This is a genomic window from Bradyrhizobium sp. WSM1253, from assembly GCF_000244935.1.
Taxonomy (GTDB): domain Bacteria; phylum Pseudomonadota; class Alphaproteobacteria; order Rhizobiales; family Xanthobacteraceae; genus Bradyrhizobium; species Bradyrhizobium canariense.
Genome location: NZ_JH600073.1, coordinates 6,511,900 through 6,533,742 on the forward strand (window position 1 = coordinate 6,511,900; position 21,843 = coordinate 6,533,742).

Consider the following 21,843-nt stretch of genomic DNA (forward strand, 5'->3'; position numbering starts at 1 on the left):
GTGCCGTCAACAGGAGTCCCAATTATGACTGACATCGCCGCCCACCTCCCTCCAATTCGCTGGTGGCACAGCCGCGGGGTGCGCCGCTTCATGCGCCACCACCTGGCGCTGCTCGGATTCGCGATGATCGCCCTGCTCGTGTTGGCGTGCGTCTTGGGCCCCTATGCCTTGCCTTACGACTCGCTCCACATTGATATGCGCGCCCGTTTTGCTCCTCCGTTGAGTGGTCATCATTATTTCGGCACTGACCCGTTGGGGCGAGACTTGGCTGTGCGGCTGTTGATGGCTGGGCGCGTCTCACTGCTGGTGGGATTCTCCGCGATGTTGTTGTCAACGCTGATCGGAACGCTCGTTGGCGTGACCGCAGGCTATCGCGGCGGCTGGATCGGAGCGGCGCTGATGCGCACGGTGGATGGCTTTCTTTCCTTCCCCTCGATTTTCCTCGTGCTGGCGTTGGCGGCGACGCTCCGGCCCAGTCCGATGATGATCACTGTCATCATCGCTGTCACGAGCTGGATGGAGGTTGCCAGGATCGTCGAAGCCGAGGTCCGTTCGCTGCGCGAGCGCGAGTTTGTCCAGGCCGCGCGCATGGTCGGTCTGAGCGGCAGGCATATCATGCTTCGCGAAATTCTGCCCAATGCCACCGGTCCGATCATTGTGGCCGCAAGCCTCACCGTCGCCCGTGCGATTCTTCTGGAGGCCTATATCAGTTTCCTCGGTTACGGCATCCAACCACCGCTGCCCAGCTGGGGCAATCTGCTCAACGGCGCCCAGCAATATCTGGCCAGCGCTCCCTGGCTTGCCATCATTCCAGGCGCGGCGATTACGATCGCAGTGACCAGCTTCAACTTCATCGGCGACGGGTTGCGCGATGCGCTTGACGTTAGAGATGACCACATTTGACGGCTTGAGCCCAGGTGGCAGGCAGCGGACAGCGTTGAAGGCTATCCGGCAGAACCTCCTGATAGCGTAGACGTCGCAAGCACCGCGTTGGCTGATCAGAATCCGTCTTGTCAGTAATCCAAGGCCACCTTTAACACCCGAGAAGTCAGCGACATGCACGAGCCCAGAGCCGCAGAGAAGGACACGCCCTATTGGTGGGAAGCCGCACCACTTAGGTCGCTGCCTCAACAGACTCTTCCCAAGAAACTTGACGTACTGATCGTGGGCGCTGGCTATGCCTCTCTTTCGGCCGGGCTGGTGCTGGCGCGCGAGGGACGCTCGGTTGCGGCCTTTGACGCGATGACTCCGGGCGAGGGCGCCTCGACGCGCAACGGTGGAATAACCAGCGCAAGCATACGGCCGGATTACGCGGCGATCTCCCGACGCTTCGGCGAAGACAAGGCGTTGGCAATCGAGGCCGAAGGCAAGATCGCCCGCGAATTCCTTTACGATTTCATCAAGACTGAAGGGCTCGCCTGTGATTTCCGACTGGTCGGGCAGTTCAAGGGCGCGTTCGGATATGAGCAGTACGACACGATGGCGCGTAGCGCGGAAGTATTAGCGAAGAGGCTGCGGATCGAGTCTCACGCCGTACCCTATGCCGAGCAGCGCAGTTACATCGGCACCGATGTCTACCGGGGTGGAACAGTCCGGATGGATATCGGTGGGCTACAACCGGCGAAGTTTCACGCTGAACTGCTTCGCGTGGCGCTCGCTTCGGGCGTCGCGGTTCATGCGGACACGCCCGTCATCTCAATTGAGAGGGACGGCTCCGGATTCCGCATCGTGACCTCGGCCGGTTCGGTGCAGGCGCGTCAGGTTCTGGTTTGCACGAATGGCTATACTGATAGCGCCGTTCCCTTCCTGCGCCGCAGGCTGGTCCCGGTTCGCAGCCGGATCATTGCAACCGAGGAGCTCGCACCTGACGTCATGGCGCGGCTGATGCCCAAACGCATGATGATGACCGAGAACCGCCAGATCGGGTTCTATTACCGCCCATCGCCCGACGGCAAACGTATCCTGTTAGGGGGGCGCGACAGCTCTCGTGTCGGTAACCCGGTGGCTCCAAAGCTCCTGCTGCGCAAGGGGCTGGTGAACCTTTTCCCCGAACTCGAGAATGTTCGCCTTTCGCACAGCTGGTTCGGCAATGTGGCGATGAATCGCGACATGCTCCCGCGCATCTTCGAAGAGGACGGTGTGGTTTATGCCACTGGCTTCTGCGGTTCAGGCGTCGTCTGGGCGCCTTGGATCGGGATGCACGCGGCCCACAAGCTGATGGGAAACCACGAACGGGCGCGCACCGCCTTTGACTTCCGTCCGCCGGACTCCATCCCGCTCTATCGTGGCGATCCCTGGTTCATGCCCGCCATGATCTGGGGATATCGGATGCAGGATCATTTCGCGCTGTGGCGCGACCGCCGCTGACGGCTGGAAGCTCCATCGGGCATTCTCAAAGGTACAACCCGGGTCATGGAGCTGGCGGCACTGCCGCCTCTCGAAAGAAGAGCATCGATGCACTACGTATCCACGCGCGGACATTCAGGTCGCAGACAGTTCTGCGAGACATTGCTTGAAGGCCTCGCCGAGGACGGCGGGCTGTACGTACCTGAGACCTACCCGCGTGTGGACGCCGCTACATTGGATGCATGGCGTTCCTTGTCCTATCCCAGCCTCGCCTTCGAGGTCCTGTCGCTCTACGTCAGCGATATTCCGCCCGCTGACCTGAAGGCAATCTGCGAAAAGACCTACACGCCCGACATATTTGGAGCTTCGAGCATCGTTTTGCTTCGAAAGCTGGAGACGCGGCTTTACCTCCAGGAATTGTCGAACGGTCCTACGCTGGCGTTCAAGGACATGGCCATGCAGTTGCTCGGCAATCTGCTCGAGTACGAACTGGCACGCCGGCACGACGAATTGAACATTCTTGGGGCCACCAGTGGCGACACCGGGAGCGCTGCGGAATACGCAATGCGCGGCAAGAAGGGGGTGCGGATCTTCATGATGTCGCCCCTCGGACGGATGAACTCCTTTCAGCAAGCTCAGATGTTCAGCCTGCAGGACGCCAACATCCACAACATCGCCATAGATGGCGTGTTCGACGATTGCCAAGACATCGTCAAATGTGTGTCCAGCGATCTGGAATTCAAACGACGATATAAGATAGGTGCAGTGAATTCGATCAACTGGGCCCGACTGGTCGCGCAGGTCGTCTATTATTTCTCCGGCTATTTTCAAGTCTCCGAAGGGAGGTCAGCAGGCGTTGACTTTTCCGTGCCTTCAGGAAACTTCGGAAACATCTGCGCTGGTCATGTTGCGCGCATGATGGGACTTCCAATATCCCGTCTCGTCCTTGCGACCAACGAAAACGACGTGCTCGACGAGTTTTTCCGCACCGGCGTTTATCGCGCCAGAAGCCGAGCTGACACGCTTGAAACATCGAGCCCTTCCATGGATATTTCCAAGGCATCAAATCTCGAGCGGTTCATCTTCGATTTACTCGGTCGCAACGCCAGTCGGACGAAATCGCTGTTTGAGAACCAACTTCGGAAATGCGGTTCGTTCGACCTCAGCGGTGATCCCAGCTTCGTAACGGCGGCGGCGCGTTTTGGATTCCGCAGCGGCAGGAGCACCCATGCCGATCGACTGGCGACGATCCGTGACACGTGGGACCGCTACAACACAATGATCGATCCTCACACTGCGGATGGTGTGGCGGTCGGGCGCATGCATGCGAACCCCGAGACGCCGATGCTTGTGCTCGAAACTGCACAGCCAATCAAATTCGCTTCGACGATCAAGGAAGCGTTAGGCCGGCAGCCAGATCGTCCGCAACGGTTCGATGGACTAGAAGGGCTGCCGAGGCGAGTCAAAGTCCTTCCCCCGGATGGACGGGCCGTGAAGAACTACATCGCCGACGTCGTGCAGGGTGCGACGTGCTGAAGGGTCGGTTTCGGATCGAGGAGTGTTTCAGCCTCGGCCATATCTACGGAGTTGTCATGCGACGAGGTTCGCAACGCAAAAGCGACCGCGACGTTGCAAGCACGCCTGAGGATGGCGACCGGTGTCAGCGGACGCGAGTAAAGTTGCGGTCGGCCCTCACGGGTTCGGCGGGTCTTGGCGCGAAGCTGACCTTGGCGCACGAGCCGTTGACAGCAGATTGTCTCTTCTACCGTATCATCAATGCAATACCCTGCCGAACTTTGCGTCAGTCTGATCGCGTAATGCTGTCGGAGCCAAGGTACGCTGCAATTCGTGTGAACATCGTCAGACGGACCTCGCCGTGTCAGGCACTGACGATTAGTCCGGTAACCCAAGCGAGAGACGTCGACGCATCATGGCAACCGCAGCTACCCAGGCCGGAGATCGCGCGAACGAAGACGTGGCCCTGATCCCTTTCGCGAGAGCGCACCTGAAAGGTGCGCTGAAGCTCTCGCAGGAGATGTCTTGGCCGTATCTGCTCAAGGATTGGGAATTTGCGCTGCAGCTTGGCCGCGGTTTCGTGGTGACGAGTGCGGGTGCTGTGGTAGGGACCGCGCTGTGGTGGCCTTACGGCGACACCCATGCTTCCGCCGGAATGATCATCGTCTCGAAAGCCGTTCAGGGACGGGGTTACGGGGCCCGGCTGATGGACGCGCTGCTCGCGGCGGCACGACCACGGATCATCACGCTGAATTCGACGGCAGAGGGCCTTGCGCTTTACGCACGCCGCGGCTTCGCGAGCATCGGCATGCTGCACCAGCATCATGGCGTTCCTCGCCAGCGCCGCGACACGCCGCCGCTCGCAAACGTCAGATTGATGGTTCCATCGGACTTCGGGGCGATCGTGGAGCTCGATCACGAGGCCTCCGGCTGGACGAGGCGCGAGATGCTGAACCGCCTGATCGAGGTCGGCGACGGCTACGTCCTCTTGCGTGACGGCACGCCCCGCGGCTACGCCATTTCCCGTCTCTTCGGCCGCGGGCATGTCATCGGCCCTGTGGTTGCCGAGAGCCCGACTGATGCGCGCGCATTGATCGAGGCCGCGCTCGCGCCCCTCGGGAGTGTCTTCGTCCGGATCGACACCTCTGCGTCCTCGCAGCTCGGGGACTGGCTCGAAAGCATCGGGCTGCAGCAGGTCAGCGACGCCACCACCATGGTCCTGGGGGCGCAGACGCCATCGACCGGGCCAGCGCGCAGGTTCGCGGTCGCCAACCAGTCGTTCGGCTAGGAGACCTTGAGATGCAACGCTGGCATATGCGCGGGATCGATGTCCACAACGCCGCGCCATGCGAAATAGCCGCGACGGTCGGCGCGTTGGCGACGCCGGCCCTCCTGCTCGACAAAGACCGGCTGGATCGCAATCTCGCCCGTCTGTCCTCTCGTATGGCCGCGGCTGGCGTCGTGCTGCGCCCCCATATGAAAACCGCGAAATCCATCGAGGTCGCCCGTCGCGTCTATCCCGTCGGGCCGGGGCCGATCACGGTCTCCACCTTGGCGGAGGCGGAATACTTCGCGCGGTATGGTTTCCGCGACATGACTTATGCCGTGGGTGTGGCACCGCACACCGCTGAAAGGGCGATGCGTCTCCGTCAAGCCGGCGTCGACCTCAAGATGCTGCTCGATTCGCCTGAACAGGCGGCGATGTTGGGTGCGGCCGCTCGCGCCGCCGGCGTGACGCCCTCCGCCTTCATCGAGATCGACTGCGACGGTCATCGCGGGGGGCTGACCGCCACCGATCCCAAGCTCATCGCCGTCGCGGCGGCCCTGGCCGAGGCCGGCGTCACGCTCGCCGGCATTCTCACCCATGCCGGCGAATCCTACAGCCTTTGCACGTCCGATGCCCTCGTTGCGGCCGCAGAGAACGAAAGGGCCGTGGCCGTGGCGGCCGCGGAGACATTGCGGGCGGCGGGGCATGAATGCCCGGTCGTGAGTGTCGGTTCGACGCCGACCGCCTATTTCGCCGAAGACCTGACCGGCGTCACGGAGATGCGAGCCGGCGTCTACATGTTCTTCGATCTGGTGATGCACGGCGTCGGTGTCTGCACGACCGACGACATCGCGATCTCGGTTCTCGCCACCGTGATCGGCACGAAGCCGGAGAAGGGATGGATTTTGGTCGATGCGGGCTGGATGGCACTGTCACGCGATCGGGGCACCGCGGCGCAGCGGGTCGACCAAGGTTACGGTCTCGTCTGCGATCTGTCCGGCCAACTCTATCCGAACCTGATCGTCGCGCAGGCGAGCCAGGAGCACGGCATCCTCGCCATCAGGCCCGGATCGGCTGCAGCCCTCCCGCATATCACGATCGGGGCGAAGGTCAGGATTCTGCCCAACCATGCCTGCGCGATGGCGTCACAGCACGAACTTTACAATGTCATCTCGGCAGGAAGTGACGCAATCGAAGCTCAGTGGCCGCGGATGCGCGGCTGGTAAACCTGAAACAGAATCGGGCGGCGATTTGCGCATGCCCAGCTTCCGCTGGTCGGCGCCTATTACCGGATCAAGGATCGCTTCCAATGACCTCGGCCGTTCGACACCTGACGGAAGCCGGCTTCCTCGGCAAATTCTACATCGACGGAGAATGGCGCAAGCCCAGCGGATCGGCGATGGCGGTCGTCGTCAACCCGGCGGCCGAGCAGCCAATCGCCGAAGTCGCGCTCGGAAACGACGAGGACGTGGAATACGCGGTCGCCGCGGCCAGACGAGCCTTCGCGGGCTGGTCTTGCAAGCCGGCTCCGGAGCGTGCAGCGCTGCTCGACCGGATCCATGGTTTGCTCCTGGAGCGGCTCGAGCTGTTCGCGCAGGCGATCACGAGCGAGATGGGGGCCGCTATCACCTATGCGCGCCGCGCCCAGGTGCCGCTGGCCGCCGAACATATCCGCGTCGCGCGTGACAATCTCGCGACCTATTCTTTCATCAGCCCGCGCGGCAGCACCGCCCTCATGCGCGAGGCGATCGGCGTCTGTGGTCTCATAACCCCTTGGAATTGGCCTCTCTACCAGATCACAGCCAAGGTCGGTCCGGCGCTCGCGGCGGGCTGCACGGTGGTGTTGAAGCCAAGCGAATTGTCGCCCCTGAGCGCCTTGCTGTTCGCCGAGGTGATGGACGATGCCGGTTGTCCGCCCGGCGTATTCAACCTCGTCAATGGGACCGGTCCCGTCGTGGGCACCGGTCTGGCGTCGCATCCGCAGGTCGACATGGTCTCGATCACCGGCTCGACCCGTGCCGGAGTTCTCGTTGCGCAGGCGGCTGCGCCCACCGTCAAGCGCGTCGCCCAGGAACTCGGTGGCAAGTCGCCAAATATCATTCTGCCGGATGCCGAGCTGAGCCGGGCCGTTCCACTCGGCGTCGGCGCCGCTTTCCGCAATCTCGGCCAATCCTGCAGCGCGCCGACGCGCATGCTTGTGTCCCGCTCGCAGATGGCGGAGGTTGAGGCTCTCGCTGCGGCGGCTGCTTCCGAAATAGTGGTCGGCGATCCGCTTTCGGAATGCACGACCCATGGTCCGATCGCCAACCGGCCGCAGTTCGAGCGCGTCCAGACTATGATCGACGTCGGCCTGGAGGAACGCGCCAAGCTTGTCATTGGCGGGCCGGGGCGGCCCGACGACCTTCAGATCGGCCTCTATGCGCGGCCGACGATCTTCTCGAACGTCCGTCGCGACATGAGGATAGCTCAGGAGGAGATCTTCGGCCCGGTGTTGTCTATCATTCCATACGATTCGGTTGACGAGGCGATCGAGATCGCCAACGACACGGTCTACGGCCTCGGCGCGCATGTGCAGGGCACTGATATGGACACCGCGAGGAAAGTGGCTGGGCAGATCCAGTCCGGTCAGGTCCATCTCAACTATCCCGACTGGGATCCGAACGCACCATTTGGCGGATACAAGCGTTCCGGGAACGGCAGGGAATACGGCTGCGAAGGCATGGAAGAATATCTCGAGACCAAGGCTGTTCTCGGATTTTATCAATGAAACGCTACCTCTAGGGCGAGCCGTTCAAAACTAAGATGCTGCATGCAAGGTAGCGCCGAGCCCTTGAGGAGCGCGAAGTTAAATCATTAGATCAGATTGCACTGTTCCTGCAGCCATGAAGCAAGATAGTTCGCTTTCCCAGACAGTTCAGTTTCTCCCGCCCAGATAAGGCCATAGTGGCTGTCGTCAGGATCGAAACCGGCAGGTGCGATGAGCCGCCCTCTATCTACGTCGTCCGTTGCAAGGACCCGCGGGCTGAGGGCAACGCCCAATCCGGCCAATGCTGCTTCAACGATGAGGAAGTGGTGATCGTAGAAGCGTATCTCCGTGGGGCGCCGCACCGACGGGTGGGTGGAAAGCCACCGCGACCAAGCGTCCGCCCGAGTCTTCGAACCTAGGGCGATGTAGTTTCCTGAGGCAAACACCGGCGCGAGCTGAGGGCTCATGACCGGTCCTACCCTTTCAGGAAAAAGGCGCCGGACGTGCCACGCCTCTGGGAACGCAAAGTCGAGCCGACGTATAGCAAGATCGATCCGATCGCGGCGAAACTCGACGGGGCCGCCGGCGACTGAGAGATGTAGAGCGATGTTAGGATGGACGGCCTGAAAGTTTGCAAGCCGTGGAATAAGCCAGCGCATAGCGACTGAAGGCTCGCATGAGAGAACGAGGGAATTCTGCTGTGCGTTGGCAGCACGCAAGCTCTCAACGGTTGTCGCCAGCTCGGTGAAGAAACGGCCGAGGGTGAGGTTGAGCACTTCTCCAGAAGCCGTGAGGCGCAAGCCACGTCCGCTTTTTTCAAAGAGTTTGAAGCCAAGGTCTTCCGAGAGTTTGGTGATACGGCGGCTCACAGCCCCATGGGTCAAGGCAAGGCTGTTCGCGGCAAGCCGAACCGACCCCAGCCGCGCAGTGGTCTCGAACGCACGTAAGTCGTCCAACGAAGGTATTTCTGATCGCCTCATTGGTGACCTGATATCACTGATGTAGCGCAAAAACTATCGCTTTTCATGCTGGATTAGCTTGGCATAATTGATCCATGCGAACCAATGGCGAATACACAATCGGTATTCTGGCCGATGACCTGACCAGCGCCGCCGATGGGGCCGGTCCGTTTGTCGAGCGGTGCCTGCGAGCCGTTGTCGGCCGACGTCGGAGGCCGCTAGAGGATGCAAAGATCATCGCCGTCGATAGCGGATCGCGATCGGTACCAGCTTCGCAAGCGGCACAGCGGGTGTCGGAACTTGCCGAGCAGCTCGCTTCACGGGATGTCCTCTACAAGACCGTGGACTCGACTCTTCGCGGGCATGTGACGGCCGAGATGGAAGCGGCCTTCGTGGCAAGCGGCCGCAAGATGCTGGTCTTTGCACCGGCGTTCCCCGGCGCTGGGCGTACAACCGTCAGCGGCATTCAGCTTGTGGGCGGCATTCCTGTCGCGGAGACCGAATACGGTCGCGACCCCGTCCATCCTGCGCGACATTCTCGGCTGGCTGAGCTCGTTCCGGCCTCCATTGGAAGCGTCGTCATCCTTGATGCTGCGACACAGGCCGATCTCGACAAACAAGTTGCCGCCCTGCCGGATCCGGAGTCGATCCTATGGGTGGGCTCTCCGGGCATGGCCCTTGCTCTGGCGAAGCGTCTTGCGCCGCTTGCGGTGGCGTCGAACGTGACCGTCACGGTTTGTGGCGACATTCTTGTTGCTATCGGCAGCGCCAATCCGCGCAGCCATCGTCAGGCCGACTGCATTGCAATGGAGCCTGGAATCGCTCTGCTGCGGGCTCCGATCGAACGGATGAATGATCCCGGATCCGTCCTGCACGACATTGCCCAAACTGCGGCTCGACGGTTGGCCGACGAGCGTTTCGACATGGTGATCGCCACAGGCGGGGACACCATGGAGGCGATCCTGGATGGCCTGGACATTTATGAGTTCGAGATCCTGCAAGAGCTCGAGCCGGGCTTTCCGCTTGGCCGCACGTCCCTCGGAGATGGACGAGAGCTACTGATCGCCATGAAGGCAGGCGGCTTTGGCGACGACGATACGCTGCGTCGTGCGATCACGCAGCTCCGCCTCGGCACCTCGGTATCAGAACTGGTTGTATCATGACCCAATCCGCTCCCCTCGCCATCACAATGGGCGATGCCTCCGGCATCGGCCCGGAGATCGTGGCGAAGACATTGGCCAAAGCCGGCGAAGGCACGGTCGTATTCGGCAGCTACGTCGTGATGGAGAATATCGTCCACCGTCTGGGCCTCGAGCTGACGGTCAGGCGTATCGCCGGACCTGAAGAGGCGCGCTCTGAGCCGCGGTCCATTGAGGTTGTCGAGGCGACGCAAATCATCGCGCCGCCTCCGCTCGGGAGCGTCAGCGCCATGTCCGGCCAAGCTTCCTTCGATGCCATCGTCGCCGCCGTCGCGGCAGCCAAGGCCGGCAAGGTCAGCGGCATCGTCACCGCACCGATCAACAAGGAAGCGATGGCAAACGCGGGCATTCGCTATCCCGGGCACACCGAAATCCTCGCCGACTATGGTGGTGCGAAGCGCGTTGCGATGATGCTGGCGAACGACGATATCCGCACGGTTCTCGTCACCATCCACACGTCGCTGCGCAAGGCCATCGACCAAGCGGATTTCGATGCCCAGATGTCAGCGATCCGGCTCGCAAATGAGGGCGGCAAGGCCCTCGGGATCGCGGCGCCGCGCATTGCGGTCGCAGGGCTCAACCCCCATGCCGGCGAAGGTGGTCTCTTCGGCGACGAAGAAATCCAGATCATACGGCCTGCGATCGAAGCAGCCCGCGCCGAGGGCGTCGACGCCAGTGGCCCCTGGCCCGGGGACACTGTCTACATGCAGGCCCGCAAGGGCCGCTTCGATGTGGTCGTGGCCCAATATCACGATCAGGGCCTGATCCCGGTGAAATATCTCGGCCTCGAAAAGGGTGTGAACATCACGCTCGGCCTGCCGTTCGTCCGTACAAGCCCTGATCACGGCACGGCATTCGACATTGCAGGCCGAGGCATCGCCGACACCGGCAGTCTCGAGACCGCCCTGACTTACGCGCGAAGGCTCGTCGCCGCGCAAATTAAGACCAAAGAAGGGGTAGTCTAATGGGCCTTCGCTTCATCTTCATGCTCACGCGCAACGATCGCACCGTCGAGGACGCCTCTGAACAACTCAAGACCGCCCTCAGCCTTGGCGTTCGCCACATCGGTTTCAAGGACATCGGCCTGCCGATCGATCGACTCAAAGTTCTCAACCAGGTCATCAAGGCAGACGGCGCCACCTCCTATCTCGAAGTCGTCTCACTCGACCGGCAAAGTGAGATCGTTTCGGCGAAAGCGGCGGTTGAAATCGGCGTCGACGTCTTGCTCGGCGGCACACGTCTTGACGACGTGCTGCCGATCCTTGCTGGCACCGGCATTCAATACTGCCCCTTCCCGGGTCGCATTACCGGTCACCCGAGCGTGCTCGAAGGGAGCATCGAGGAGATCGTTGAGAGCGCCAAGGCGCTCGCCCTGCGGGAGGGCGTGTATGGCCTCGACCTGCTCGCCTATCGCTCCAAGGAAGACGTCCCGGCCCTCATCAAAGCGGTGTGCGCGGCGGTGCCCAAGCCCGTCTATGTGGCCGGCTCGATTGATACGCCTGAGCGGATCGCCATCCTGAAGGACGCAGGAGCCGCCGGCTTCACTATCGGCACGGCCGCGTTGGACGGCAAGTATCCGGCCGACGACAAGGACGTCGCTCGCCAGCTTGGGGCCATCATTCGTGACGTGGCCTCCCTGAACCGACATCTCTCCCCACTCCACAAGAGGAACCTGGCCAACTCGTTCGGGCAGCTCAAGGAGACTTGGTCTTCGAAGATCGCGGGTCAGATTAACGACATGCAGATCAAGCTCGCCAAGTTCGCGGGCGAGTTCGCCTGGCGCTTTCACAGGAGCGGTGACGAACTCTTCCTCGTGCACAAGGGCCGCCTGCTGATGAAGTTCCGCGATCGGGACGAGATCATCGAGCAAGGCGAGTTCATCGTGGTCCCGCATGGGTAGAGCATTGCCCTGTCGCGCTGGACGACATCTGCGAGGTCGTGCTGCTCGAACCCGGCACATCCATGGATGCCGGCACCGCTCACGACCTCGAAGGCTAGACCGTCTGCCTGCGATCGGAACAAACGCCCGACGCTCGTGGTTCAGGACATCACTCGTCCCGGTGTCGCCGACCCAATCGCGACGGTCTGGGTCCATTTTGCTGGGGCATCGAAAAGCGGTCCGGTGTCCGTGGACAAGCAGGTCGCGTCGCCATTGCGCCGAACTGGGACGATCGCGCTTGAGCAGCTCGTATCGCACAAGCGCTCAAAAACCCGAACATCTTGCGAAGTTCTAGGTGATTTCAGCACATTCTATCGCGCGCACGATGCGATGAAGGGCTGATCGGAACTTTGCTTCCGCATTCTTGGCAGCTGAGGTTCGTTGGAACATGTCGCCCCAAGTCGAGCGCATTCACAGCGATGAGCGTCTCCCGGTCGAGGCCGACGTCGTCATCGTCGGCGGCGGCATCCTCGGCTCTACGGCCGCCTATTACCTGGCGAAGCGTGGCCTCTCTGTGGCGCTGCTCGAGAAGGGCCACGTCGCCTGTGAACAATCGAGCCGAAACTGGGGTTGGTGCCGCCAGCAGAACCGCGACCGGCGCGAACTGCCGCTCTCGGTGCTCTCCATGCGGCTGTGGGACGAGCTCACGCGCGATATCAATCGGGACCTAGGATTTCGGCGCTGCGGTCTCGTCTATGCGACCCACGACGAGGCTGTGCTCGCGGGCTGGGAAAAGTGGCGCGAGCTCGCCAGGGAGTACGACGTCGACACCCGGGTGCTGAGCCGGGCGGAGGTGGCCGAGCGCGTCCCCGAAGCGCGCGGCAAATGGGTCGGTGGGACCTATTCGGAGCGGGACGGCAAGGCCGAACCTGCGCTGGCCGCGCCGGCTATCGCCGAGGGGGCCAGAACTCTGGGCGCCACGATCCACCAGGGATGCGCCGCGCGGGCGCTCGACTTGGCCAATGGCAAGATTGCAGGCGTGCACACGGAGAAGGGCTATATCAGAACCAGCGCGGTGCTGTGCGCCGCCGGCGCCTGGTCCTCGCGCTTCCTTCGGCCGCTCGGAATCAGTTTCCCCCAAGCGAGCATCCGGCAGACCGCGCTGCGTTCTACCCCGACAATCAACATCGGCGAGGCGGTCTCGACACCCTACTGCACGATCACGCGCCGACTGGACGGCAGCTATACGCTTGCGATCAGCGGCAAGGCGAACCTCGAAATCACGCCCCAGGCGATCAGGTACAGCCGGGAATTCATGCCGCAGTTCTTGCGTCGCCTGAAGAACGTCAGGATTGGTGTCGGCCAATCGTTCGTTTCGGGGCCGGATTCAATGGCGGCGCTGCTGACCAACAACGATCGGATCTTCGAGCAGAATCGCGTGCTGGATCCTCCGCCCTTGAAATGGCTGGTGAACCAAGTGGTGAAGAGTGTCCGGAAAACCTTCCCCCAACTCGGCGAAATCAAGATCGATAGCGCCTGGGGCGGCTTCGTCGATTGCACGCCTGATGCAGTGCCTGTCGTGTCGAAGGTGGACGGGGTGGAAGGCCTCGTCCTCGCGGCGGGCTGCTCGGGTCACGGCTTCGGTTTGGGCCCGGGGCTCGGCTATCTGGCCGCACAGCTTCTCGTCAACGACACGCCTTGCGTCGATCCTGCACCGTTCCGGCTGTCGCGTCTGACTGACGGCTCGAAGCTGAACATCTCCGCCATCTGAAGATCGAGCCGGAAGTCAGGCTGACGCGTACCGAGCGAAGCCAAGGTTCCGGCAGACGAGTGAGCGGGACTCCATGTTTCCGCGCCGTCAAGTCCGCCGGCTTATGGACGCAAAACGGTAGGAGTTGGTCGAGTTCGTCAGGTTCTACGAAGAAACCTCAAGCTGCTCACGCGACGGCATCAGGAATTCCTCCCCAACCTGAGCCACTCCTTCGGAGTGGCTCTTTCTTTAAGGACAAGGCGATTTGGGCAATCGAGGTACCCCAGCCGACGATGCACCGTTCGACCCGCGACGAAAGATCGCCAGCGCGCCGCCGATGATTCAAGAGGCAGACGTCTCGCCCAGCGGACGAACGATTGCGCCGGCGTTCATGATATCAGCCGGATCAAAGGCGGTCTTGATCCGGCGCATCGCCGCGATACGCCCAACATCGCCGTATCGCTCCAGAAGGTGCTTTTTGAAACGACCGACGCCGTGCTCCGCGCTGAACGTGCCGCCGAGCGCCGCGGCCGTGTCGTAGAGTTGCAGCGACAGGCTGCCTTCGATCCGCTCGGTGAACTCCAGTCGGTCGACATCGGGAGGAACGAGCACGTTATAGTGCAGATTACCGTCGCCGACATGGCCATAGACGGACAGCTCAAGGTCGGCGTCATACGATCGCACCTGCGAACCGGCCAAATCCAGAAAGTGTTGAATAGACGAAAGCGGCACCGAGATGTCGTGCTTGACCGATCCGTTCCGGCATTTCTCGCCCTCGGGGATGGTCTCGCGGAGCCGCCACATCGCGGTCCGCTGCGATCCGCTCTGCGCCAGCAATGCGTCCTCGATCCATCCGGACTCTATCGCCTCGGCCAGAACGGCTTCCATCAGTTAGTCGAGATCGAGATGACGTGAGGAAGAGGCGAACTCGACGAGGACGGCGCCTGCTGGGCCCGCTCCAAGCGAGGGGGGGTCGGTCATTGCTGCGGTTGCGAGCGCGATGGATCGGGCCGCCATGAATTCGAAAGTGGTCAGCAGATCCGCGGACTCGCGACGGACCAGGGCGAGAAGCTCAGCGAGCGGCGCGCCGCTCGCGAGCTTCAGCCAAGCAGTAGCGCGGCGGGTCGGCAAGGGCGCGAGACGCAACACTGCGCCGGTGACGATGCCGAGAGTCCCCTCGCTTCCGACGAAGCACTGTTTGACGTCATAGCCGGTATTGTTCTTCCGCAGCTTGCGCATGTCGGACACCACCGTCCCGTCCGGCAGCACCGCCTCGATTCCGAGCAGCAGATCGCGCGTCATCCCGTACCTGACGACCGACAGCCCGCCCGCGTTCGTGCCGATGTTGCCGCCGATCCTGCAACTGCCTTCCGCTCCGAGGCTGAGCGGCAACAGAAGTCCGGCAGCCGCCGCGGCGTCCTGTATGTTCTTCAGGATGACGCCGGCATCGACAGAGATGCTCATGGAGACGGGATCGATTTCGCGGATCCGGTCCATCCGCTCGAGGCTCACGACAATCTGGCGCCCGGAGGCATCCGGCGTCGCGCCGCCGCAATAGCTGGTGTTGCCGCCTTGTGGAACAATTCCGATACCGTGGTGCGCCGCCAGCCGTACAATGTCGGCGACCTGCTTTGTCGTCGCCGGCTTCAGCACGGCAAACGTCGAGCCCGTGAAGAGCTGGCGCTGATCCGTTGTGTAGGCCGCGATCCGCGCTGGATCGTCAACGACGCCCCTGTCGTCCAGAAGATCGCGAAAGGCGTGAACGTGTACCGACTGAGACATGCTTCAGCTTCCAATGGGCGTTATCGGATCATTTTCGCGCGTTTGTGCGGCATTGTTTGCCGTTCGGTCGCGGTTCCGAAGACACCAATGCCGAAATGCCACGATGTTCGGCAGTTTGCGCCGGTGCAGCCTCGTATTGAACGCCTTCATCGCGAGTCCCTTCGGATTTCGGAGGAGGCAATCGATGACTCGGCAGACAATCTATCGGAGGCCAGTATTTCGAAAAAGCGCGCCAGTTCGACCGCGTCGCCACCTACTCAACCTGTCGTTCGACGAGAGCGACCGGCTGCGGCTCCGTCGGAATCGTGAATTTCACGTGGACGCATGGACGTGCGTGGACCGCGCGAGAACGGCGGCTTCTGGCGGGCTATCAAGGTGCGAGGCCGGGAGTTAAGCTGCCCTCCGGTAAGAGAACAGCGCCTCCACAGTAGTGGGCCCAGCCATGTAGCGGTCTCCTGACTCGAACCCCCGACGCCTCGTCCTGTCGCGTGCTGCGCGTATTTGGTACCGGGACATTCCGACAAATGGAAATCCAATTGTGGATTTAATGCACGTTCAACGAGTCTTTTGTCGGAATGGCCATTGATCTTACAGATAAATCATACGCCTCTTAATCAGCGGGTCCCAGGTTCGAGCCCTGGTGCGCCGACCACTCTCAAGCGATGGGCCCGCAAGCACGCTTTCCTCCTAAAACCGAAACCGCGTGGCACCGATTTGGCACCGCCAAACGGGAGGCCGTGACGCGCCAAAATATTTCTTGCGTCATGCGTTGGGTTCTTACTCCGTGCTTGTGGTGGATAGTAATACCATGCGGTGGATCAAGGTATTTCGTCCTAAGAGAACAGAATGAGATCGCTGCGACAGCAGATTGAATCTAACAGCGGCCCGATTCGAGCATAAGGTTCCCGAGCGTGCATCGGCGCATGCGGGGCGCGGGGCTATGCCAGGCCCTGTGAGTGGGTTAAGCCACGACTGACAGGATGCTGCGTAGCACGCTTGGCCGGTTGCTCTAGCTAGGGAGCGCCATTGCCGTTTCGCTGACGACGTCGCCAATCGATCATCGCCATTGCTGCGCTTCCCGTGGCTTAGCGGATACTCGCCACAATTTCGAGCCGGTTCTTCTCGAGCCAGGCCACGGCGTCGGGTCCATCGACGACGCATTCGAAAGTTTCCCAGGTTGGGTGCTCCTGGGATTCCGGTTGCAGTCGCTTTGCTGCATACTCAACGAGGTCGTGCAAGCGTTCGTATCCTCGTCGGCGCTCAAGGGACTCTGCAATCGCCGTGCTGACCCATCCTCGTTGGGCCAAATCGATAATGCTCGGAGCGTCAGCCTCGTTGAACCAAGTTGTGGCATCGAACTCGATGCAGCGGAGATTATCGGCGGTATGGCAAGTCGCGTGGATCATGGGAGTCCTCCGTTTCGCCGGCCAAATTTCACATCCCTGCCTCGCACGCCCTCAGGCTTTGACCAGATCCCCCAGCAAGTTCGCGGCCACAGTCAGCTTGGCGAGCGTCAGTCCGGTGGCGGCAATTTCCTCGACCGAGCGGCGGATGCGCGTCGCTTCGGGGTGAGCCGCGAGCCAGGTCTCGACGGCCTGCTGGCCGGACTGGCCGGTTGCCAGCATATGCGCTGCCAGTCTTCTTTCGGCGCAAGCGATCTGCTCAACGGCGCGATCGATGGCCATACGTTCGAAATAATCGTTTGCCAGCACGCTGCGCGCGGCGGCAATGATCCGGTCGAGCCGGAAATTCGCCTCGGCGGCAAAGAATGTCGCGGCGGCATCGCTGATGCTGCGGCTGGTGCGCTCCGCCACGGTCACGATATCCGGTGCCGAGACCAGGAAGTCGAGATCGGCGAGTTCGCAGGCGAGGCCGGCCGGGACGCCGGCATCAGTCAGGTCCTGCCGACGCTTGGCACGTGCGGGCTGCAAGTCCGTCGGCAGGGTGGTGTCGAGCCCGGCGACGATCTGGCGGATAGCTTGGCCGAAGCGCGCGACAACGGCCTCCAGCCCGTCCTTGAAATCGACATTGCGCACGTACCAGACCATGCGGGAGAGCAGGAGGTCCTGGATCGCCGCGTAGAGGCTGAGCTGCAACTGCCCGTCGATACGTGTGTCGAGCGCGTCGATCTCGTCATTGAGCCGCCTGAGCTCGTAGATCGCGTCCACCGCCACCTGCGCCATGACGATGGTCCAGATATCGGCGTCGGTCTCGTCGGTCAGGCGCACGACGCAGGCCGGGCCCCCGCGGTTGATCACGGCATTGACGAGACTGGTTGCGATGATCTCGCGTCGGAGACGATGGAGCTCGACCGCGCTCGGGAACTTGTCGGGAACCTCGCGCGGGAAGTAAAGGGTCAGTCTGCGGGCGAGATAAGGATCGTCCGGCACGCTGGTGAGGAGCAGGTCCTCGTAGAGCGTCAGCTTGGCGTAGGCGAGCAATACGGCAAGCTCCGGCCGTGTCAGGGCTTGGCCGCGCCGCGTGCGCTCGGTGAGCGCTGCGTCGTCCGGCAAGAACTCGACGGAGCGGCTCAGCAAACCGCGCTGCTCGAGCGACTGCATCAGGCGGGTGAGGAAGCCGGTCTCGGCCACGCCTTTGCGCTCGGCGAGCGAGAGCGCCAGCGTCTGCAGGTAGTTGTTGCGCAGCACCAGCGTGCCGACCTCGTCGGTCATCGTAGCTAGCAGGCTGTTGCGGTCGGCGGGGCTGAGGCGTCCCTCGCGTTCGGGGCGCGCCAGCGCGATCTTGATATTGACCTCGAGGTCGGACGTGTTCACACCGGCCGAGTTGTCGATGGCGTCGGTGTTGAGCTTGACGCCCTTCTGCGCCGCTTCGATGCGGCCGCGCTGGGTGACGCCGAGATTGGCGCCTTCGCCGATCACCCGGGCGCGAACATCGGCGCCCGCGATGCGGATCGGATCGTTGGCGCGGTCACCGGCCTGATCGTCGCTCTCTCCCGATGCGCGTATATAGGTGCCGATGCCGCCAAACCATAGAAGGTCGGCGCGCGCTTTCAGGATCGCGGTCATCACCTCGAACGGCGTAGCCTGCGGCTTGTCGAGATCGAGCAGGCTCCGCACTTCCGGTGCGAGCGGGACCGCCTTGAGCGTGCGCGAGAACACGCCGCCGCCTTGCGAGATCAGCGACTTGTTGTAGTCCTGCCAGCTTGATCGCGTCAGGTCGAACAGGCGCTTGCGTTCGGCGAAGCTGATCGTCGGATCGGGGGAGGGATCGATGAAGATGTCGCGGTGGTCGAAAGCCGCCACGAGCTTTGTCGCCGGCGAGAGCAGCATGCCATTGCCGAAGACATCGCCGGACATGTCGCCGACGCCGACCACGGTGAAAGGCATGGTCTGAATATCGGTGCCGAGCTCGCGGAAGTGGCGCTTGACCGCTTCCCAAGCGCCGCGCGCTGTGATCCCCATCTTCTTGTGGTCGTAGCCCTGGCTGCCGCCGGAGGCGAAGGCATCGCCGAGCCAATGGTTCTTTTCGGCCGAAATCGCATTGGCGATGTCGGAGAAGGTCGCGGTGCCTTTGTCGGCGGCGACGACCAGATAGGGGTCGTCGCCGTCATGCCGCACGGTCGAACCGGGCGGCACGATGATGTCGCCGTCGAGATTGTCGGTGAGTTCGAGCAGCGAGCGAACGAAGATGCGATAGGCTTCGGTGCCCTCCGCGAGCCAGGCGTCGCGATTGGAAGGCGGCGGCAGGCGCTTGGGCACGAAGCCGCCCTTGGCGCCGACCGGCACGATCACGGCGTTCTTGACCTGCTGGGCCTTGACCAGGCCGAGGATCTCGGTGCGGAAATCCTGCGGCCGATCGGACCAGCGCAAGCCACCGCGCGCAACCTTGCCGAAGCGCAGGTGAATGCCTTCGACACGAGGCGAATAGACGAAGATCTCGTAGAGAGGTCGCGGCGCCGGCAAATCGTCGATCCGCCGCGCGTCGAACTTGAAGGAGATTACCGGACGCGGATGCCCATCCTCGCCGATCTGCCACAGATTGGTGCGGATGGTCGACTGCACCAGATTGGTGAAACGGCGCAGGATGCGGTCTTCGTCGAGCGAGGTGACGGATTTGAGCTGCTCCTCGATCTCGGCAAGGAGAGTTGTCTCGCGCGCCGAACGCTCGCGATCGGTAAGGTCAAGGCGCGGATCGCAGCGGGACTGGAACAGCGCGACGAGGTTGGCTGTGATCCCGGCGTTCTTGCGCAAGGTCTCCCACATATAGTCCTGGGTGAAGGGGGCGCGGATCTGGTGCAAATAGCGCGACAGTGCCCGGATGGTCGAGACTTCCCGCCAGCCGAGGGGCGTGCGCAGTATCAGGGCGTTGTATCCGTCGGATTCGGCGCGATCAGCGACCACCGCCATGATCGAGGCTTCCAGGCGATGGCTGAAGTCCGGGCTGATCTCGATCGGCTCGCCGTCGCTGGTCTCGATCGTCATGTCGTGCAGCCAGACCGGCTCGGGCCTGTTACCGGGCACGATCTGATAAGTGCGTTCGTTGACCACGCGCAGGCCGTGGTTTTCGATCACCGGTACGCGATAGGATAGCGATAGCGGTGCGGCGTCGGAGAACACCTTCAGCCCGAAGCGCCTGGGATCGTCCTCGCCCTTGTCCCGGTGCACCGAAATCGTCACCGGGCGGGCTGGGGTCAGCCTTTCGATGGTCGCGATATCGGCGATGGCCTGCTCCGCTGTGAAAACCTCGGTATAACCGCCGCTAAAGGATTGGGCATAGCGGTTGGCGAGCATGCGCGCCCGCATGCCGTCGGTCGACGCGGTGAGCGCGGCTTTCAGCTTGTCGGCCCAGGTCGCGGCAATGGCGCTGATCCCGGCTTCGAGCGTGGCGCGCTCGACGACGGGCGTCTTGCCTTCATAGCGCCCGATGATGAAGTGGACGCGCGCAAGCGCGCCTTCAGGGAACGATACGTAGGAAGCCGACAGGGTCCCCTTGTAGACCTGCGACAGGAAGGCTCCGACGCGCGTGCGGACGTCGGTGTCGTATTTGTCGCGCGGAATGAAGGTGAGGATGGAGACGAAGCGATCGAACTTGTCTACGCGCGCTAGCGCCCGGACGCGTGGGCGCTCGTAGAGGATCAGGACCTCGATGACGAAATTGTAGAGCGAGTCGACGTCGATCTGGAACAGCTCGTCACGCGGATAATCTTCGAGGATATGCATGAGCGCCTTGCCCGAATGGCCGTTCGGGTCGAAGCCGGCGCGCTGCAGCACCCGCGAAACCTTGTGGCGCACATAAGGGATCTGCCGCACCGAGCGGGTATAGGCCCCTGATGTAAACAGGCCGACGACGCGCAATTCGCCCTCGAGCCGGCCGTCGGGTGCATAGAGCTTGATGCCGACATAATCCATCCGGATGCGGCGATGGACGAGGCTTGAGACATTGGCCTTGATGACGATCAGCAGCGTCGGCTCGTGCATGAACTCGCGAATTTCCGATGTCATCACCACCATTTCGTTGCCGCGTCGCAGGACCTTCGTATCCGGATCGCGGAGGATGCCGAGGCCTTCGCCGGTCGTGATGTCGTCCGACGCATCGCTGTCGGGCGAGAAGCGATATTCGCGCACGCCGAGGAAAGTGAAATTGTCCGCGCAGAGCCATTGCAGGAACTGGTTGGCTTCGGCGACCTCGTCGATCGGCAGCGGCGGCGGATTGGAAGAGAACGTCTTGATCGCTTCCTCGACGCGGTCACGCATGGCGCGCCAGTCGGTGACGCAGGCGCGGACGTTGTTCAACGCCCTGGCGAGTCCGTCGATCAGCTTCTGGCGATCGGCGTCGGCGTCCAGGCGGGTGATATGGAGGTGAATCAGGCTTTCGCGTGCGCCCCTTGCTCCCTCTGGCAGTGCTTCGCCGTAGAAGCGCAGCAGCTTGCCCTCAGCATCGCGCTCCACTGCGATGATCGGGTGGGCGACGAGTGTGACTTCGATACCCTGCTCGGCGAGCTCTGCCATCGTGGAGTCGTACAGGAAAGGCATGTTGTCGTTGAGAATCTCGAGCACGGAAATCTCGCGCCCGTTCGGCAACGTCGGATTGACCACGCGGATATCGGCGCAGCCCGACGTGCGCCGCTGTACATGCTCCCAGGCGTGCTCCGCCAGGAGGGCGAGCGAGGCGGCATCGTAATTGTCGAGATCCTCGATATTGCTGTAGCCGAACAGAGGCTCGGCAAAGGCCCGGGAGCTCTTTCCCGGCGGCACGCTGCCTGCTGCGTCGCGGATCAGGGTTGCGCGGGCCTTGTCGTCACGCCACGCCATCGCGTCCTCCATTTGCCGCGCCGTGTCCGCATTATTATCATTTTGCGGTCACACCGACGCAAAGTAGAGCACGTCGGGCCGCCGCTTTCGCGCCGGGCGATGGGTCCTTGTTAAACGCATGGCTCGGG

General features: G+C 62.3%; 15 protein-coding genes. 10 read left to right on the plus strand and 5 right to left on the minus strand.

All coding sequences use genetic code 11. From position 1 onward, the window contains the following. Positions 1-24 precede the first annotated feature (24 nt). The 6 genes from BRA1253DRAFT_RS31700 to BRA1253DRAFT_RS31725 all read left to right on the plus strand — a co-directional run bounded on the left by BRA1253DRAFT_RS31700 (position 25) and on the right by BRA1253DRAFT_RS31725 (position 7,895). Entirely contained in the window at positions 25-903 is an 879-nt protein-coding gene (locus BRA1253DRAFT_RS31700) for an ABC transporter permease (RefSeq protein WP_007601129.1), read from the plus strand. A gap of 153 nt (positions 904-1,056) precedes the next feature. Beyond that, positions 1,057-2,367, plus strand: coding sequence for an FAD-binding oxidoreductase (locus BRA1253DRAFT_RS31705; protein WP_007601130.1), 1,311 nt, complete (start codon positions 1,057-1,059; stop codon positions 2,365-2,367). A gap of 87 nt (positions 2,368-2,454) precedes the next feature. Next, positions 2,455-3,882: a threonine synthase gene (thrC, locus tag BRA1253DRAFT_RS31710; protein WP_007601131.1), complete on the plus strand. Its 1,428-nt coding sequence runs from the start codon at positions 2,455-2,457 to the stop codon at positions 3,880-3,882. 394 nt (positions 3,883-4,276) lie between these two features. Beyond that, the gene (locus BRA1253DRAFT_RS31715; protein WP_007601132.1) at positions 4,277-5,149 is read left to right on the plus strand and encodes a GNAT family N-acetyltransferase; all 873 of its coding nucleotides are present in this window, start codon (positions 4,277-4,279) and stop codon (positions 5,147-5,149) included. Positions 5,150-5,160: 11 nt separating this feature from the next. After that, entirely contained in the window at positions 5,161-6,354 is a 1,194-nt protein-coding gene (locus BRA1253DRAFT_RS31720) for an alanine racemase (protein ID WP_007601133.1), read from the plus strand. A gap of 83 nt (positions 6,355-6,437) precedes the next feature. Continuing rightward, positions 6,438-7,895, plus strand: a complete 1,458-nt coding sequence (locus BRA1253DRAFT_RS31725) for an aldehyde dehydrogenase family protein (protein ID WP_007601134.1) — start codon at positions 6,438-6,440, stop codon at positions 7,893-7,895. 86 nt (positions 7,896-7,981) lie between these two features. Here the strand turns inward: BRA1253DRAFT_RS31725 and BRA1253DRAFT_RS31730 are convergent, their stop codons facing one another. Further along, positions 7,982-8,884 carry a LysR family transcriptional regulator gene (locus BRA1253DRAFT_RS31730; protein ID WP_245286003.1) on the minus strand — a complete coding sequence of 301 codons (903 nt, stop codon included), beginning with the start codon at positions 8,882-8,884 and terminating at the stop codon, positions 7,982-7,984. A gap of 44 nt (positions 8,885-8,928) precedes the next feature. On the opposite strand from BRA1253DRAFT_RS31730, the gene BRA1253DRAFT_RS31735 reads away from it, so the two are divergent. From BRA1253DRAFT_RS31735 to BRA1253DRAFT_RS31750, 4 genes are all read left to right on the plus strand, one after another. Further along, positions 8,929-9,996 carry a four-carbon acid sugar kinase family protein gene (locus BRA1253DRAFT_RS31735; RefSeq protein ID WP_007601136.1) on the plus strand — a complete coding sequence of 356 codons (1,068 nt, stop codon included), beginning with the start codon at positions 8,929-8,931 and terminating at the stop codon, positions 9,994-9,996. After that, positions 9,993-10,997: a 4-hydroxythreonine-4-phosphate dehydrogenase PdxA gene (pdxA, locus tag BRA1253DRAFT_RS31740; RefSeq protein ID WP_007601137.1), complete on the plus strand. Its 1,005-nt coding sequence runs from the start codon at positions 9,993-9,995 to the stop codon at positions 10,995-10,997. The genes BRA1253DRAFT_RS31735 and pdxA overlap by 4 nt, the downstream gene beginning before the upstream one ends. Beyond that, on the plus strand, positions 10,997-11,932 hold the full coding sequence (locus BRA1253DRAFT_RS46325; RefSeq protein WP_007601138.1) for a hypothetical protein: 936 nt from the start codon (positions 10,997-10,999) through the stop codon (positions 11,930-11,932). Before pdxA ends, BRA1253DRAFT_RS46325 begins: the two co-directional genes overlap by 1 nt. 427 nt (positions 11,933-12,359) lie before the next feature. After that, a complete protein-coding gene (locus tag BRA1253DRAFT_RS31750; RefSeq protein WP_007601139.1) occupies positions 12,360-13,682 on the plus strand; it encodes an FAD-binding oxidoreductase in 1,323 nt (440 codons plus the stop codon). Between the two features lie 321 nt (positions 13,683-14,003). Here BRA1253DRAFT_RS31750 and BRA1253DRAFT_RS45565 read toward each other — a convergent pair whose 3' ends face one another. The 4 genes from BRA1253DRAFT_RS45565 to BRA1253DRAFT_RS31765 all read right to left on the minus strand — a co-directional run bounded on the left by BRA1253DRAFT_RS45565 (position 14,004) and on the right by BRA1253DRAFT_RS31765 (position 21,727). Next, entirely contained in the window at positions 14,004-14,549 is a 546-nt protein-coding gene (locus BRA1253DRAFT_RS45565) for an FAD-binding oxidoreductase (RefSeq protein WP_245286004.1), read from the minus strand. A gap of 3 nt (positions 14,550-14,552) precedes the next feature. Beyond that, a complete protein-coding gene (locus BRA1253DRAFT_RS45570) occupies positions 14,553-15,443 on the minus strand; it encodes an FAD-binding oxidoreductase (RefSeq protein ID WP_245286005.1) in 891 nt (296 codons plus the stop codon). Positions 15,444-16,528: 1,085 nt separating this feature from the next. Next, positions 16,529-16,849, minus strand: a complete 321-nt coding sequence (locus tag BRA1253DRAFT_RS31760) for a hypothetical protein (RefSeq protein WP_007601140.1) — start codon at positions 16,847-16,849, stop codon at positions 16,529-16,531. Positions 16,850-16,900: 51 nt separating this feature from the next. Beyond that, positions 16,901-21,727, minus strand: a complete 4,827-nt coding sequence (locus BRA1253DRAFT_RS31765) for an NAD-glutamate dehydrogenase (protein WP_035994288.1) — start codon at positions 21,725-21,727, stop codon at positions 16,901-16,903. Positions 21,728-21,843 lie beyond the last annotated feature (116 nt).